This window comes from Kocuria sp. UCD-OTCP, from assembly GCF_000349605.1.
Taxonomy (GTDB): Bacteria; Actinomycetota; Actinomycetes; order Actinomycetales; family Micrococcaceae; genus Kocuria; species Kocuria rosea.
The window spans coordinates 195,208-210,988 of record NZ_KB714684.1 but is presented as its reverse complement, the minus strand read 5'-3'; the positions used below and the strand labels follow the sequence as shown (position 1 = coordinate 210,988).

Annotated in this window: 15 protein-coding genes; 8 read left to right on the top strand and 7 right to left on the bottom strand. The window is 71.3% G+C overall.

The window, feature by feature from the left end; all coding sequences use genetic code 11:
• Positions 1-90: 90 nt before the first annotated feature.
• The 4 genes from H488_RS35715 to dnaA form a co-directional block, all read right to left on the bottom strand.
• Positions 91-756: a DUF721 domain-containing protein gene (locus tag H488_RS35715; protein ID WP_017835075.1), complete on the bottom strand. Its 666-nt coding sequence runs from the start codon at positions 754-756 to the stop codon at positions 91-93.
• A complete protein-coding gene (gene recF / locus H488_RS35710) occupies positions 753-1,973 on the bottom strand; it encodes a DNA replication/repair protein RecF (RefSeq protein ID WP_017835074.1) in 1,221 nt (406 codons plus the stop codon). Before recF ends, H488_RS35715 begins: the two co-directional genes overlap by 4 nt.
• A gap of 36 nt (positions 1,974-2,009) precedes the next feature.
• A complete protein-coding gene (dnaN, locus tag H488_RS35705) occupies positions 2,010-3,134 on the bottom strand; it encodes a DNA polymerase III subunit beta (RefSeq protein WP_031283870.1) in 1,125 nt (374 codons plus the stop codon).
• A gap of 630 nt (positions 3,135-3,764) precedes the next feature.
• Entirely contained in the window at positions 3,765-5,348 is a 1,584-nt protein-coding gene (gene dnaA, locus H488_RS35700) for a chromosomal replication initiator protein DnaA (protein WP_051063853.1), read from the bottom strand.
• Between the two features lie 669 nt (positions 5,349-6,017).
• Between dnaA and rpmH the strand changes: the two genes are divergently transcribed.
• The 8 genes from rpmH to H488_RS35665 all read left to right on the top strand — a co-directional run bounded on the left by rpmH (position 6,018) and on the right by H488_RS35665 (position 12,597).
• On the top strand, positions 6,018-6,155 hold the full coding sequence (gene rpmH, locus H488_RS36865) for a 50S ribosomal protein L34 (RefSeq protein ID WP_019181680.1): 138 nt from the start codon (positions 6,018-6,020) through the stop codon (positions 6,153-6,155).
• 102 nt (positions 6,156-6,257) lie between these two features.
• Positions 6,258-6,671: a ribonuclease P protein component gene (gene rnpA, locus H488_RS35695; protein WP_017835071.1), complete on the top strand. Its 414-nt coding sequence runs from the start codon at positions 6,258-6,260 to the stop codon at positions 6,669-6,671.
• Complete coding sequence (gene yidD, locus H488_RS35690; RefSeq protein ID WP_017835070.1) at positions 6,668-7,108, top strand: membrane protein insertion efficiency factor YidD; 441 nt, start codon at positions 6,668-6,670, stop codon at positions 7,106-7,108. Before rnpA ends, yidD begins: the two co-directional genes overlap by 4 nt.
• Positions 7,105-8,091, top strand: a complete 987-nt coding sequence (gene yidC / locus H488_RS35685) for a membrane protein insertase YidC (RefSeq protein WP_017835069.1) — start codon at positions 7,105-7,107, stop codon at positions 8,089-8,091. The genes yidD and yidC overlap by 4 nt, the downstream gene beginning before the upstream one ends.
• Positions 8,092-8,176: 85 nt before the next feature.
• The gene (locus H488_RS35680; protein ID WP_017835068.1) at positions 8,177-8,797 is read left to right on the top strand and encodes a Jag family protein; all 621 of its coding nucleotides are present in this window, start codon (positions 8,177-8,179) and stop codon (positions 8,795-8,797) included.
• Positions 8,797-9,468 (top strand): 16S rRNA (guanine(527)-N(7))-methyltransferase RsmG, encoded by a 672-nt coding sequence (rsmG, locus tag H488_RS35675; RefSeq protein ID WP_017835067.1) that lies wholly within the window; start codon positions 8,797-8,799, stop codon positions 9,466-9,468. The genes H488_RS35680 and rsmG overlap by 1 nt, the downstream gene beginning before the upstream one ends.
• A 323-nt stretch (positions 9,469-9,791) precedes the next feature.
• Positions 9,792-10,688 carry a ParA family protein gene (locus H488_RS35670; protein WP_109268899.1) on the top strand — a complete coding sequence of 299 codons (897 nt, stop codon included), beginning with the start codon at positions 9,792-9,794 and terminating at the stop codon, positions 10,686-10,688.
• A 634-nt stretch (positions 10,689-11,322) separates the two neighbouring features.
• Positions 11,323-12,597, top strand: coding sequence for a ParB/RepB/Spo0J family partition protein (locus H488_RS35665; RefSeq protein ID WP_441295108.1), 1,275 nt, complete (start codon positions 11,323-11,325; stop codon positions 12,595-12,597).
• 84 nt (positions 12,598-12,681) lie between these two features.
• On the opposite strand, the gene H488_RS35660 is transcribed toward H488_RS35665, so the two are convergent.
• The 3 genes from H488_RS35660 to trxB form a co-directional block, all read right to left on the bottom strand.
• Complete coding sequence (locus tag H488_RS35660; protein ID WP_017835064.1) at positions 12,682-13,890, bottom strand: peptidoglycan-binding protein; 1,209 nt, start codon at positions 13,888-13,890, stop codon at positions 12,682-12,684.
• Positions 13,891-14,159: 269 nt separating this feature from the next.
• Complete coding sequence (gene trxA / locus H488_RS35655; RefSeq protein WP_017835063.1) at positions 14,160-14,495, bottom strand: thioredoxin; 336 nt, start codon at positions 14,493-14,495, stop codon at positions 14,160-14,162.
• 135 nt (positions 14,496-14,630) lie between these two features.
• Complete coding sequence (gene trxB, locus H488_RS35650; RefSeq protein ID WP_017835062.1) at positions 14,631-15,662, bottom strand: thioredoxin-disulfide reductase; 1,032 nt, start codon at positions 15,660-15,662, stop codon at positions 14,631-14,633.
• Positions 15,663-15,781: the final 119 nt, after the last annotated feature.

The following is a 15,781-nucleotide window of genomic DNA, read 5'->3' as shown; positions in this document are numbered from 1 at the left end:
GACCACTTTTCCTCCGCTCCGCCACCCCCAGGACGCCACAGGGGGGCCGCAGCGCGCCACGAGGCCGCTCAGCGGTCCGGACCGCCGGCCTCAGCCGTAGGTGTCGCGGGGCCCCCGGCCCTGCACGGAGCGGCGGCCGCGCTTCCAGCTCGGGGCCGTGGGACCGAGGATCTCGATCCGGGTGACGATGCCCTCCCCCAGGTGCTCGTCGAACATGCGCAGCAGCTGCGGGACCATGAGGCGCAGGTTCGCGGCATAGGCGGTGGAGTCGCACCGGACCCGCACCACGGTCTCGTCGAAGCTCTCCGGCCGGCAGTGCCCGGCGATGCCCGGGCCCACGAGGTCGTCCCAGCGGGCCAGCACCGAGCCCACGGCGACCGGCGCCTTCCAGCCGCGCCCGGACACGAGCCCGTCCAGCACCGTGCCGACCCCCCGGGGGTCGCGGGCGGAGCGGCCCGCCCCGGAGTACCCGCCGAGCGCCCGCGGGTCGACGTCGTTGCCGCGGCGGCCCAGGCGCTCGGCGGCCGACGCGGTGGCCGCCTCCATGGCGGCGCCGAAGCCCTTGAGGTTGCGCCGGGCGGCCGCCCCGTAGAGCCGCCCGTCCCCGCGCGCCTCCGCCGCGTGGCGCATCCGGGTGAGCAGCGCCGCCGGCGCGTCGATCTCGTCCTCGATCCGCACGACGTTCGCCTCGGGGACAGGGGGCTCCTGGGGCTCCCCGGCGGGGAGCGGGTCGTCCTCGCGCCGCGGCCCGGTCACGACGACGACGCCTCCTCCGGCTCCGGACCGGTCCCGGCGGGCGCCTGCTCGTCGTCCCGGACGGCGGTGCCGGGACCCACCCGCACCACGTCGTGCGGACCGGCCACGAGCTCGGCCGGGAGGTCCTCCTCGACCGCGGCGGTCACGAGCACCTGCTCCGCGGAGGCCACGATCGCGGCGAGACGGCTGCGGCGGCGGGCGTCGAGCTCCGCGAACACGTCGTCCAGGACGAGGATCGGCGCGGCGCCCTCCGTGGGGTCGTCCGCCAGGTGGACGTACCAGGAGCCGAGGCGGAGCGCGAGGGCGTAGGACCAGGTCTCGCCGTGGGAGGCGTAGCCCCGGGCCGGCGCCGTCCCGAGCAGCAGCTCGAGCTCGTCGCGGTGCGGGCCCACGAGGGTCAGTCCCCGCTCGAGCTCCCGCTGCTCCGAGGCCTCGCACGCGTCGAGGATCAGCTGGTGCAGGTCCGCGGGCGTGAACCCGCGCAGCCGCTCGGCGTCCCCGGCCGCGCTCTCGGGCAGCACCGAGGACACGTAGCGCAGGGTCGTCTCCTTGGTCCCGTCCGTGAGCTGGCCGTAGGCGGTCGCCACCTGGGGCGCCAGGGCGTCGATGAGCTGCAGGCGCGCGTGCAGGATGCCGGCCCCGGCGCGGGCGAACTGGTCGTTCCACGCCGCCAGGGTCGACCGGTGGGTGTCCGTGAACCGGCCGCTCCGGCGGGCCGACTTCAGCAGCGCGTTGCGCTGCCGGAGCACCTTCTCGTAGTCGGCCAGGGTGCCCGCGAGGACCGGGCGCATGGACTTCGCGAGGTCGTCGAGGAAGCGCCGGCGGTGGGAGGGGTCCCCCTTCACCAGCGCCAGGTCCTCCGGCGAGAACAGGACGGTCCGCACGATGCCGAGCGCGTCCCGGGCCCGCACCGGGGAGGCCCGGTTGATGCGCACCCGGTTGGCGCGGCCGTCGTTGAGCTCGAGCTCCAGGACGGTCTGCTGCCCGCCCCGCCGCACCCGGACGCGGACGATCGCGCGGTCGGCGCCGAAGCGGATCAGCGGGCCGTCGGAGGACACCCGGTGCGAGGACAGGCCCGCCGTGTAGTCGAGGGCCTCGACGATGTTCGTCTTGCCCACGCCGTTCGGCCCGAGGAACACGGTGGTCCCGGGAGCGAGACGTATGTCCAGATGGGCATACGTCCGGTAGTCGAGCAGGGAGAGGTGGTCGACGAACACGCCGGGATCAGCAGCTTCCGGTTCCGGGCCGGCCGGTCACTGGCTGGGGAGCCGCACCGGCATCAGCAGGTACTTGTAGTCGTCCTTGTCCTCGCCCTCGGGCTCGGCCTGGGCGGAGAGCACGGCCGGCTTGGGCGGGGCGGTGAAGGAGAACCGGACGTAGTCGGAGGCGAAGGCGTGCAGGCCCTCCGAGAGGTACGTCGGGTTGAAGGCCACCGTGATGTCGTCACCGGTGAGGTGCGCGTCGAGGACCTCGGAGGCCTGGGCGTCCTCGCCGGTCCCGGCGTCCAGGGCCACCTGCCCCTGGGTGAAGGCCAGGCGCACGGGGGTGTTGCGCTCGGCCACGAGCGAGACGCGCCGGACGGCCTCGACGAGCTCGGTGGTCCGCACCGCCGCGGTGATCGGCGTGTGCTCCGGGAACAGCGACCGGATCTTGGGGTACTCGCCGTCGATGAGCAGGCTCGTGGTGCGGCGGCCGCCGGACTCGAAGCCGACGAGCTCCGCGGAGTCGGACAGGGCGATGTTGATGTCACCGGCCGGGCCGAGGGTCTTGGCGATGTCGTTGAGGGTGCGCGCCTTGATCAGCGCGGCCGTGGAGATGTCTGGGGTGCTGGGCCGCCAGGTGAGCTCGCGCATCGCGAGCCGGTAGCGGTCCGTGGCGAGCAGCGTCATCTTCTCGCCCTCGATCTCCACGCGGACGCCGGTGAGGATAGGCAGGGTGTCGTCCTTGCTCGCGGCGATGTTCACCTGCGCCACGGCGTGGGCGAACTCGTCGCCGGCCACCACGCCGGAGACGTCCGGCAGCGCCGGCAGCTCCGGGTAGTCGCCGACCGGCATGGCCGCGAGGTTGAAGCGCGAGGAGCGGCAGGTCAGGGTGACCTTCCCCTCGTCGGCGTGCACCTCGACCGGGGCGGAGGGCAGGGAGCGGCAGATGTCCGCGAGCAGACGGCCGGAGACGAGGGTGGTGCCCTCCTCCTGGACGTCGGCGCTGATCGACAGCCGCGCGGAGATCTCGTAGTCGAAGCTCGCGATGGACAGCTGACCGCCCTCCGCACGGATGAGCAGACCGGACAGCACGGGGACCGGGGGCCGAGGAGAGAGGGACCGAGCGGTCCAGGTGACGGCCTCGGCGAGAACATCGCGTTCGACGGAGAACTTCACGAGAGGTTGCTGCCTTTCAGTCTGAGCAAGGACGGCGGAGCCACGGTCCCGGACAGGGTCCGGTGCGGGCCGCGCCGCGGGGTGCAGCGGTGCGAACAGGGTCTTCGCCCTCTGCATCGTATCGGTCCGTTTCACAGGACGGCCATTCGGCCGCTCCGTGGCGGCGTCCGGGTGATCCCGGGCCCGGGAGGTCCCGGACGGGGTCGGCGTTCCAGGATTCTTGTTGTTTGGCCAGATGTCTCTTTAAGGATGGGAGTGTTAATAACCGCTGTGGAATCTGTGGATAACTGCCCCTCGGCCAGCACCCGGGCGGTGGCGGCCTGTTGAGTTCCTGTGGTTCGGGGTCCACCGGAACGCGTGCTGCCGGTGGACGAGATCCGCGTGGTTCCGCGGGTTCCACAGCCCTCCACCGAGTTGTACCGAGGTTCTCCACCGGTCGGACGGAGAATTCCACAATTTTATCCACAGGTGTGGGTTCTGTCCTGTGCACAGGCGCTCCACAAGCGCCGACATCCTGTGCAGGAGGGTGCCCCCGGGCCCGGGATCCCGCGGGCGGAGCCTGTGGACGAACTACACGAAAAGGCCCCGGCGGTGCTCCGCCGGGGCCTTCGAGGAGGGGTGGGGCCGGGTTCAGCCCTCGCGCTGCTGCTGCTTGATCCGGTTGGTGAGCTCCGTGACCTGGTTGAAGATCTGCCGGCGCTCGGCCATCAGCGTGCGGATCTTGCGGTCGGCGTGCATCACCGTGGTGTGGTCGCGGCCGCCGAGCTCCTGGCCGATCTTCGGCAGGGACATGTCGGTGAGCTCGCGCAGCAGGTACATCGCGATCTGCCGGGCGGTGACCAGGGTGCGCGTGCGGGACTTGCTCTTGAGCTCCTCGAGGCTGATGTCGAAGTACACCGCGGTCTGGGCCAGGATCGAAGCCGCGGTGATCTCCTGCGCGCCGTCGTCGGTGATGAGGTCCTTGAGCACCAGCTCGGCCAGGGGCAGGTCCACCGACTGCTTGTTCAGGGAGGCGAACGCGGTGACCCGGATCAGGGCGCCCTCGAGCTCGCGGATGTTGGTGGAGATGTGGGAGGCGATGTACTCCAGGACGTCGTCGGGGGCGTCCATGCCCTCGCTCGTGGCCTTCTTGCGCAGGATCGCGATGCGCGTCTCCAGCTCCGGCGGCTGCACGTCGGTGATCAGGCCCCACTCGAAGCGGGACCGCATCCGCTCGGCGAAGCCGGTGAGCTGCTTGGGCGGCATGTCGGAGGTGATCACGATCTGCTTCTCGTGGTTGTGCAGCGCGTTGAAGGTGTGGAAGAACTCCTCCTGCGTGTGCTCCTTGCCCGCCAGGAACTGGATGTCGTCGATCAGCAGCATGTCCACGTTGCGGTAGATCTCCTTGAAGGAGGAGCCCTCGTCGTCGCGGATCGAGTTGATGAAGTCGTTGGTGAACTCCTCCGAGTTCACGTAGCGCACCCGCACCTGGGGGTAGAGACGCTTGGCGTAGTGGCCGATCGCGTGCAGCAGGTGCGTCTTGCCCAGCCCGGACTCCCCGTAGATGAACAGGGGGTTGTAGGCCTTGGCCGGGGTCTCGGCCACCGCGAAGGCCGCGGCGTGGGCGAACCGGTTGGACTGGCCGATCACGAAGGAGTCGAAGACGTACTTGGGGTTCAGCCGCGCGGAGCTGTCCCACTCCCCCACCACGGCGGGAGCGGTGCCGGTGTCCTGGACGGGGCGGCGGGGCGGGGCGGCCTGCGGGTCCCGCGGCGGCGGCAGGGTCCGGTCGGCCCCGCCCATCTCGGAGCGGTGTGCCGGCTCCGGGGGCGGCGCCATGAGCCCGGCGGGCTGCCGGTCGAGGCCGGCCGTCCGCCGGTCGACCTCCACCGCGTCGGCGGTGTCGGCGTGGTCGACCCGTGCGGGCAGGTCGGTGCGGTTGCGCTCCGCCTCGAGCTCGCTGATCGGGGGCAGGGCCGCGGTGGGCGTCGAGGCGCCCGCCTCCGGTGCGGGAGCGGTCTCGAGGTCGGCGTCCACCACGAACGCCACGAGCGTCTCGGGGCTGAAGGCCCGGCCCACGGAGGACCGGAGCACGGACGCCATCTGGTTCTGGAAGAACTCGCGGGTGAGCTCGTTCGGGACCGCGACGAGCAGCGTGGTGCCGATGAGGCCCTGGGGCTGGGCCAGGGAGATGAACCCCCGGTAGCGCCCCGTGGTCATGGGGTCCTCGTACATGTACTGCACGCATTCGGCCCATTGCGCGCTGAGCGCCTGATTGTCCTGCGTGCCCACGCGTACTCCTGCTGTCGTCGAGATGTCATCGAGCTGTCGTCGGGATGACGAGGCGGTGGACGGGTCGTCCCGGCCCCTCGCCGGGGATCTTGTCCACAGCGTTGTTCACAACGGTGGAAAAGCTGTCGGGGGCCAGCCGCGAGTGCCAGCCTAGAACATGCGCCGAACCTGTTCATAGCCGTTTTCCGGGGGCTCCAGGAACTACAGACGTGTAGTTCGACGCCCGATCCGCGTGGTTCCGCGGCTCCGGCCGGGCCGGTTTTCCACAGGATGTGATGAAGATCCGTGCACAGCTGTGGGTAGGATGTGAACTGCACAGCGGCGCCGGGTCTCCCGGTGCCCGGTCCAGCACTCGACCACCGTTCGACCCGGTTCCGCCCCGGCCGCCCCGCTCCTGCGCCGGCGGCACCGGGGCCCGCGGCCACCCGTCGCTGATTTGACCGCCCCCTGCCCGTTGTCTAGGGTGAAGTAGTCTTTTGTGTCCACTGTCATGCCCATCCGCATGCTCGGACGCATCCACCAGCACCGCTGTGACCGTCCCTCTCCTCCGCGCCGAACCCGGTGCGGTGAGCCCGAGGACGGGCGCACACCCTGACGCCTTTGGAGTAACCAGTGAGCAAGCGGACTTTTCAGCCGAATAACCGCCGTCGCGCCAAGAAGCACGGCTTCCGTGCCCGGATGCGCACCCGCGCCGGCCGCGCCATCCTCGCCGCCCGCCGCAGCAAGGGCCGCACCGAGCTCTCCGCCTGAGCCGGTCCGTGTCGGCGCCGGCGCTTCCGACGACCGCCCCGCGACGGGCGCTCGTCGTCGTGCCGGAGCCGCCCGAGCCGCCGACCGTGCAGGAGCGGGACCGTGCTGCCTGAACAGCACCGGATCCGGACCTCGGCCCAGTTCTCGGCCACCACGCGTTCCGGCGCCCGAAACGGGCGCCGGAACGTCGTCGTCTATGTGCGTCCGACCGGCGAGGAGCACCCGGCCCGGTTCGGCTTCGTCGTCTCGAAGGCCGTGGGCAACGCCGTGCGCCGCAACAAGGTGAAGCGACGCCTCCGGGAGCTCGCCCAGACCACGGTCAGGCAGGCCCCGTACGGTTACGACGTCGTGGTGCGCGCGCTGCCGCCCGCCTCCCGCGCGGACTGGGCGGAGCTGGCCGCCGACTACGCGAAGGCGTGGCGGACGGCGTCCGCGCGGGCCGGGGCTCCCGGGACCGCCGGGACGACGACCACCGCAGCAGACCGACGACCCGCACGGGAGGAGCCGGAGTCATGAGCGAGCACGCTCACGCGCCCGAGGACCTCCTCGCGGCGGCTCCCCACGAGTTCGTCCGCCCGGCGTCCGCGTGGCAGGTCCTGTGGTTCCTGCCCCAGAACGCGCTCATCGCGGGTCTCAAGCTCTACCGGACCATCGTCTCCCCCCTGTACGGGGACGTCTGCCGGTACTTCCCCTCCTGCTCGGCCTACGCCCTCGAGTCCGTCACGGTGCACGGCGTCGTGCGCGGCCTGGGCCTCAGCGTCCGCAGGCTCCTCCGCTGCCACCCCTGGGCGGCGGGTGGGATCGACAGGGTCCCGGACGGGGGCCGGGTCTTCCCCGACTTCGCGTCCCTTCCCCGGATCGTCCTGCTGAACCATCCCACCCTTGCTGAGCGCCACCAGCACCACCCCGCCGGGGCCACCGGTCCCGCGGCCCAAGGAGAGCCTTCCCCATGAACCTGTTCGAAATGATCCTCTTCCCCTTCAGGTGGGTCGTCTCCGCCGTGCTGTGGGTGTTCCACGAGATGCTGACGGCCCTCGGGATGGACCCCGCCGCGGGCATCACCTGGGTGCTGTGCATCGTGGGCCTGACCCTGGTCATGCGCACGCTGACCATCCCGCTGTTCCTCAAGCAGATCAAGTCCATGCGCGGCATGCAGGAGCTGCAGCCGGAGATGGCCAAGCTCCAGGCCAAGTACAAGGGCAAGAAGGACCAGCTGTCCCGGCAGGCCATGGCCCAGGAGCAGATGGAGCTGTACAAGAGCCACGGCTCCAACCCGTTCTCCGCCTGCCTGCCCATCCTGGTGCAGATGCCCATCTTCTTCGGGCTGTTCCAGGTCCTCAACGGCGTGCCCGGGTCCGCGGCCGCCGGCGAGGGCGTGCACGTCCTGAACGCGGCCACCGTGCAGTCCTTCAACGAGGCCACGTTCTTCGGCGCCCCGCTGTTCTCCACGCTGCTCAACCCCGGCGACGGCAACCACGTGGCCACGATCCTCCTGGCGATCGTGATGATCGTCGCGATGTCCGCCTCGCAGTTCTTCACCCAGAAGCAGCTGACGGCCAAGAACATGAGCGAGGCCGCGAAGGCCTCCCCCATGTACCGCCAGCAGCAGATGATGCTGTACCTGTTCCCCCTGGTCTTCGCGATCGGCGGCATCAACTTCCCCATCGGCGTCCTCATCTACTGGACCGTCTCCAACGTCTGGTCCATGGGCCAGCAGTGGTGGGTCATCCGCAACAACCCGACCCCGGGCTCGCAGGCCGAGCAGGAGCTCAACGAGCGCCGCGCCGCCAAGGGGCTCCCCCCGCTCGGCAAGACCGTGGAGGAGCACGAGGCCGACATCGAGGAGCAGCGTGCCCGCGCCGCCGCTGGGCAGCGTCAGCAGCCGGTCGGCAAGAAGCGCCAGAGGCAGCAGGCGAAGCGGAAACAGGCGCGATGACCGCGGCCGGCCGACCCGGCTCGACCCCCTCCCCGCACGGGGCCGGCGCGCCCGGCCCCGTGCTTCCACGGCCCCAGGAGACGACATGACCGACATCCGGCAGACCACCCAGGACGCCGACGACGTGCAGCCCCCCGCGCCGCGCGCCGACGCCGACCGCGGCGCCGGGGCGGGAGCCCCCGCCGCGGAGACCCCGGCCGCAGAGACCGCCGCCGCAGAGACCGCCGCCGTCGATCCGCTCGAGGAGGAGGGCGAGATCGCGGCCGACTACCTCGAGGAGCTGCTGGACACGGCGGACCTCGACGGCGACATCGACATCGAGGTCCGCGACGGTCGCACCTACCTGTCGGTCGTCGCCGACGGGGACGACGTCGAAGGCCTGTCGGCGCTGGTCGGCGAGGACGGCGAGGTCCTGGAGGCCCTCCAGGAGCTCCTGCGCCTCTCCGTGCTGGCCGCCACCGACCGGCGCTCCCGCCTGGTGCTCGACATCGGCGGCTACCGGCTCCGCCGGGCCGGTCAGCTCCAGGACCTGGCCCTGGCGGCCGTGCGAGAGGCACAGGAGACCGGGGAGCGCGTGCACCTCGACCCCCTGTCCGCCTACGAGCGCAAGATCGTGCACGACGTGGTCGCCGAGCAGGGTCTCGTCAGCGAGTCCGAGGGCGAAGGGGCGGCACGGCACATCGTCGTGTCCGTTCCGCAGGGCTGATGGCCGAGGAGCCGCGCCCCTCCCCCGCTCCGCAGGACCCGCCGGTCCCGGACGAGCAGGAGCGGCGCGCCGCCGAGCGGCTGTTCGGCGAGCGGCTGCCGCTGGCGGAGCGCTACGTGGCGCACCTGGCGTCATCCGGCATCGTCCGGGGGCTCATCGGCCCGCGGGAGGTGCCCCGGCTGTGGAGCCGGCACGTGCTCAACTGCGCCGTGGTCGAGGAGCTCATCGCGACCGGCGCCCGCGTGGCCGACGTCGGATCGGGCGCAGGTCTGCCCGGGCTGTGCCTCGCCCTGGCCCGGCCCGACCTGCAGATCACGCTCATCGAGCCGCTGGAGCGGCGCGTGCAGTGGCTGGACGAGGTCGTGGCCGACCTCGGGCTCACGAACGTGCGTGTGCTTCGGGCCCGGGCGGAGCAGGCCCGGGACGAGGTCGGAGAGGTGGACGTGGTCACCGCCCGCGCGGTCTCGGCCCTGGTGGGCCTCGTGGACATCACCCTGCCGCTGCTGCGCGGCACCGGAGAGCTGCTCGCCCTCAAGGGCCGTTCCGCGGCGGACGAGGTGCGCAAGGCGCAGAAGAAGCTGAACCGGCTCGGCGCCCGGTCCACCGAGATCGTCCCGGCCGGGGCGGACCTGCTCGAGGAGCCCACCACGGTGGTGCGGGTCCGGCTCTGAGCACCGCCGCCTGCTCCGCGCGGTGTCGGCGGTAGGCTGGGAGGAGTGTGCCACGGGCGGTGCGCCGAGCTCGGCCACGGGTCGACGGCAACCTGACCTGCGGCGCGGTCCCAGGCACCCCTCCCCCGCGGGAGGCGTGCTCCGACGGAACGAGTTCCAGACGAACCGGGAAGGTGCGCAGTCAGATGCCGATCGACGACGGCGCGGGAAGTCCGCGAGGCTTCGACGCCGAGTTTCCCCCCGATCCGCTTGATCAATCGATCAAGGTTGTTCCTGATCGGGGTACTCGTGTTTCACGTGAAACGGACGGACAGCTGCCCAAGATGACCACAACGATGGCGGAGGACACGCCGCTGGGGAGGAAGCTCGTGGAGGAGACCAGGCGACGCGCCAGGCTGAAGAAGGTCCAGCTGGAGAAGCCCGCCGCAACGCGGATCTTCACGATCAGCAACCAGAAGGGCGGCGTGGGCAAGACGAGCACGTCGGTGAACATCGCGGTGGCCCTCGCCCGACAGGGGCAGAACGTCCTCGTCATCGACAACGATCCCCAGGGCAACGCGTCGACGGCCCTCGGCGTGGAGCACCACTCGGAGGTCGACAGCACCTACGACGTGCTCATCGACGAGATGCCCATCGCCGACGCGGTGAAGCCGTCCGCCGAGGCGGACAACCTGTGGGTCGTCCCGGCCACCATCGATCTGGCCGGCGCGGAGATCGAGCTCGTGTCCATGGTAGCGCGGGAGCACCGGCTCCGCCGGGCGCTCGAGGCGTACGCGAAGCAGCGCGAGGCCGACGGTCTGGAGCGGCTCGACTACGTCTTCATCGACTGCCCGCCGAGTCTCGGGCTGCTGACCCTCAACGCGTTCGTCGCGGCCACCGAGGTGCTGATCCCCATCCAGTGCGAGTACTACGCGCTCGAGGGGCTCAGCCAGCTGCTCAAGAACATCGAGATGATCCAGAAGCACCTGAACCCCGAGCTGTCGGTGTCGACGATCCTGCTCACCATGTACGACGGTCGCACCAACCTCGCGTCGCAGGTGGCCGAAGAGGTGCGCAACCACTTCCCCGCCGAGGTCCTGGAGACCATGATCCCCCGCTCGGTGCGCATCTCGGAGGCGCCGAGCTACCAGCAGAGCGTCATCAGCTACGACCCCAGTTCCACGGGGGCGCTGTCCTACCTGGAGGCGGCGGCCGAGATCGCCCAGCGCGCCCAGCGCTGACGGAGCGGCCCCGGGCCATTCCCCGGCCACTCCCCCGCCCGACGCCCGTCTCCACTTGGAGGCGGGCGTCCTGCTGTTCCCGTCCCGCGCCGGGCGCAAGGGACCCACCGTTCCACGTGAAACGGCACGTCGGAACGCGTGGCTCGGCTAGAATTGTCCGGATTGCCGGGCGAGGGAGAGGAACATCGTGAGCGAACGACGACGTGGACTGGGCCGAGGACTGGGGGCGCTCATTCCGAGTGCACCCGCTGCCGAGGCCCCGGTGAAGGAGGAACAGGGCGCCGACGTCGGCCCGCCTCCGGTGCCGTCGACGAGCGCGGAGGACACGTCCCGGAAGGACGCGGCCCGCACGGATGTTTCACGTGAAACGACGTCCGCCGAAGCCGCACCCGCACGTGCTGAGAATTCGATCGACCAGCCGGACGCAGCAACTGGTACTTCGACGCAGCGGCCCTCAGCCGGCGGAGAGCCAGCCACCAGGACCCGGACCACGTCGAAGGCCGCCGCGCGTCCCGCTGGCGGGACCGCAGACGCAGATGACGTCCCCGAGCAGCCCGAGTCCGCCGAGCCGGCGAAGCGGTCGGCTGCCGGGGGGCGGAGCAGGACTGTCAGCCCTGCGGCGCGGCAGAAGGCCATGAAAGCGCGGATGGACATGGGCGAGGCCCTGCGCAACACCACACTTGTCAGCCGGCCCTCCGACATGTTCTTCCTGCCTTCGGCCGGTACCCCTGACGCCGCGCCGGCGGCTGAATCCGGGGAGACGTCGTCGACGACGACGGAACCCGGTCCGGGGAACCGGGCCGGCGTTTCACGTGAAACATCGCGTCCGAAGGAGGCTCGCCCGTCCGCGGAGGACGTCGAGGCCCCGTCCGGGGGGCGCAGCCGAACCGCGGCGGAGCCGGAGCAGCAGCGACTCGATGTCTCCCCGGCCGGCCCCGCCGCCGCGGGCGATGCGCCGGAGGCGACAGATGATTCCGGCGCAGGAGAGGCGACCGAGGCGACCGCCGTGACGGACCGTCCCGCTTCCGGTACGTCCGCGGGTGATGTTTCACGTGAAACGGACGCGGCGGTCGAGGAGCTGGCGGCGGTGCCCGGCGCCACGTTCGCCGAGATCCCGGTCGCGGCCATCCACCCCAACCGCAAGCAGCCCCGTCAGGTGTTCGACGAGGAGGAGCTCGCAGAGCTCGCGTACTCGATCGGCGAGCTCGGTGTGCTGCAGCCCATCGTGGTGCGACCCACCCGCGAGGACGGGGAGCAGTCGTACGAACTGGTCATGGGCGAGCGGAGGTGGCGCGCCACCCAGCGCGCCGGGCTGCCGACCATCCCGGCGATCGTCCGCGAGACGGCGGACGACGACCTGCTCCGGGACGCCCTGCTCGAGAACCTGCACCGCAGCCAGCTGAACCCGCTCGAGGAGGCCGCGGCCTACCAGCAGCTGCTGGAGGAGTTCGGCGCCACGCAGGAGGAGCTGTCCCGGCGCATCGGTCGCTCCCGCCCCCAGATCAGCAACACGATCCGTCTGCTCCGCCTGCCGCCGCTCGTCCAGCGCCGTGTGGCCGCCGGCGTCCTGTCCTCGGGGCACGCCCGCGCCCTGCTGTCCCTGGCCGACCCCGCGCAGATGGAACGACTCGCGCAGCGGATCGTGGCGGAGGGGCTCTCGGTCCGGGCCACGGAGGAGGCCGTGCAGCTGACGGAGACGGGGGAGCGCAAGCCGCAGCGGGCGGCCGCCCCGGCCGGGCGCAACAAGGAGCGGCTCGACTACATCGCGGAGGCGTTCTCCGACCGCCTGGACACGAGCGTGCGGATCGCCCTGGGCGCCCGCAAGGGCAAGATGACCATCGAGTTCGCCTCGGTGGAGGACCTGAACCGCATCATCGAGGTGCTGGACCCCGGGATGGACCGCACCTAGACCACCGATCGCACGGAAGAGCCCCGGTGTTTCACGTGAAACACCGGGGCTCTTCCGTGCGCCGGGTCCGCCCGGCGGGGCGGTTCAGCGTCCGTTGTACTCGGCGACGTCGTCGACGCTCATGGTGCCCGTGGGCACGTCGTCCTCCGCGAGCAGGAACATGCGCTGCAGACCGAAGACGACGGCCTCGGCCAGGTGGTTCCGGTGCTCGGGATCGGCGAGGGCGGCCCGGTCGGCAGGGCTGGACAGGTAGCCGAGGTCGAGCCAGATGGTCGGCGCGTCCTGGGAGCGCAACAGGTCCCACTGCCGGGCGTGGGTGCCGAGGTCGAGCGCCCCGGTCCGGGCGACCATCTCCTTGAGCACGAGCACCGCGGCCCGTTCGCCGATGGGGGAGTAAATCTCGGAGCGGTCCTGCTCGCCCCAGTAGTAGGAGGCGACACCGCCGGCGGCGGGGGAGGCGTTCCAGTCGCAGTGCAGGGTGACCACCACGGAGTCCGTCCGGCTCCCGGCGACGGCCTCCCGGGTGGAGTCTGCGGTCCGCACGGGCACGCCGCGGCGGTCGTGGAGCTCGCGCCCGGGCGAGACCACCGAGGGGTCGGCACCGATCTCGTGCAGCAGCTCGAAGGCGCGGACGGTGACGTCCCGGGTCACCTCGTCGGCGCGGTCGCGGAAGTCCGGCGCCGCCGAGGCCGGCGGCTGCTGGCCCGCTGCCCCGGACGGGACCAGCACCACGGAGCGGCCGCGCAGGGCCGAGGTGGCCCGCTCCAGGCGGTGGTACTCGCGCAGCGAGAAGGCCTTGGAGGACGTGATGTTCTTGTTGATCCGGGCGAGCGCGGCGATGGTCTCGCGGTCCACCACTCCGGTGGCCCCGAGACCCAGACTCTGCTGGAGCTCCATGACCGCGTGGTGCGTGCTGCTGCCGAACACCCCGTTCAGGTGTCCGTAGTAGAAACCCAACCGGGAGAGGTTGTGCTGCAGCATGCTGACGTCGTCGCCCCGGAGCGGGTGGTCGTCGTCGGCGTAGAGCGGGCGGTCACCGAGGGCGTACTGCGCCTCGTTGAGGCACCGGTCCGTCTCCGGGCCCACCAGACCGTCCACGATGAGCCCGCGCTCCTGCTGGAAGGCGCGCACGGCGGCGTCGACGTGGTCGTCGAAGTAGGAGGGGTTGTTGACGTCCTGCGGGGCGAGGTAGGCCACGGTGACGCCCGCCCGGAGCAGCCGCTCCCGCAGGCTGACCACCCGGCGGCTCGTCATGGTCCGGCGCAGCATCGGTTCGGTGTCGTCGTTGTTCACGGGTGTCCCACGGGTCGGAGGGGTCGGCGTGGCGCCAGGACAGCGGCTCGTCCGCCCCTCCCCGACGGGGGAGGGGCGGACGAGCCCGGGGTGTCGCGGATGTCGGGGGTCCGCTCAGTTCCCGGGAACGAGGTAGTCGGCGAACTCCTTCTCGAGGGCGCTCTTCGGCTTCGCACCGATGGCCTTCTTGACCACCTCGCCGCCGNCCGCCCCTCCCCGACGGGGGAGGGGCGGACGAGCCCGGGGTGTCGCGGATGTCGGGGGTCCGCTCAGTTCCCGGGAACGAGGTAGTCGGCGAACTCCTTCTCGAGGGCGCTCTTCGGCTTCGCACCGATGGCCTTCTTGACCACCTCGCCGCCGGAGAAGAGGTAGATGGCCGGGATGGACGTGATGCCGTACTGCGACGCCACGGCGGGGTTCTCGTCCACGTTCAGCTTCACGACCTCGACGGCGTCGGCGTGCTCGGCGGCGATCGCGTCGAGGACCGGGCCGACCATGCGGCAGGGGCCGCACCACTCGGCCCAGAAGTCCACAATGACGGGCTTGTCCGATTCGAGGACCTCGGTGCGGAAGTCGGCGTCGGTGACGTTCTTGGCGGCGCTCATGTTTCTCCTTGTCCGGGTGCCGGGCGCGCGGTCGGCGTGCCCGGACCGCTCTGGGTGACGTGGTGCGGAAGGCGGATCTGGTTCGATTATGGCCCATCCCGGTCCGGGCGCCGGCGGCGCCCGGACCGGGACGGCTCAGCTGTGCAGGACCGAGCGGTCGTGCAGGGCGGCGAGGTAGTGCTCGGTGTCGACGGCGGCGACGCATCCGGAGCCCGCCGCCGTGATGGCCTGGCGGTAGGTGGCGTCCACGACGTCGCCCGCCGCGAAGACCCCGGCGAGGCTCGTGGTGGAGCTGCGGCCGTCCACGGCGATGGTGCCGTCCACGGTGAGCTCGAGCTGGTCCTTGACCAGGGCGGTGCGGGGATCGGAGCCGATGGCGACGAACAGCCCCGTCACGGGCAGCTCCGAGGTCTGGTGGGACTCCGTGTCACGGACGGTGACGGAGCGGACCTTGTCCTCGCCGTTGATGCCCACGACCTCGGCGTTCCACAGGACCTCGATCTTGGGGTCGTCGAAGGCGCGCTGCTGCATGATCTCGGAGGCGCGGAAGCTGTCCCGCCGGTGGATGATCGTGACCTTGGAGGCGAAGCGGGAGAGGAACGTGGCCTCCTCGAGGGCGGAGTCGCCGCCGCCGACCACCGCGATGTGCTGCTCCTTGAAGAAGAAGCCGTCGCAGGTGGCGCACCAGCTCACCCCGTGGCCGGAGAGCCGCTTCTCGTCCGGCAGGCCGAGCTCCCGGTACGCGGAGCCGGTCGCGAGGATCACGGCGTGGGCGCGGTGCACGGAGCCGTCCTCGAGGGTCACGGTCTTCACCTCGCCCTCGAGCTCGAGGGCGACGACGTCCTCGTAGCGGATGTCGGCGCCGAAGCGCTCCGCCTGCTGCTGCATGTTGGACATCAGCTCCGGGCCCTGGATCCCGTCGATGAACCCGGGGTAGTTCTCCACCTCGGTCGTGTTCATCAGCTCACCGCCCGCGGTCACGGACCCGGCGAAGACGATGGGGTGGAGGTTGGCGCGCGCCGCGTAGACGGCCGCGGTGTACCCGGCGGGGCCGGATCCCACGATGATCACCTCGTGGACGGTCTCGTCGTCCGCGCCGGCCTTCGGCTCGCCGGTCGAGGGGACGAGGTTGAGGGCGTTGATCACGGGACCGAAGTCGGGGCTCACTGTTCTGCAGACCTTCCGTACAGGGAGCGGCCGGGCACGCCGACCGCAGGGACCACTGGCACAACGGGGCGCGCGCGGCGGATATTCCGGTTTTTCGAACTCGTTTTTCTGCACCCACG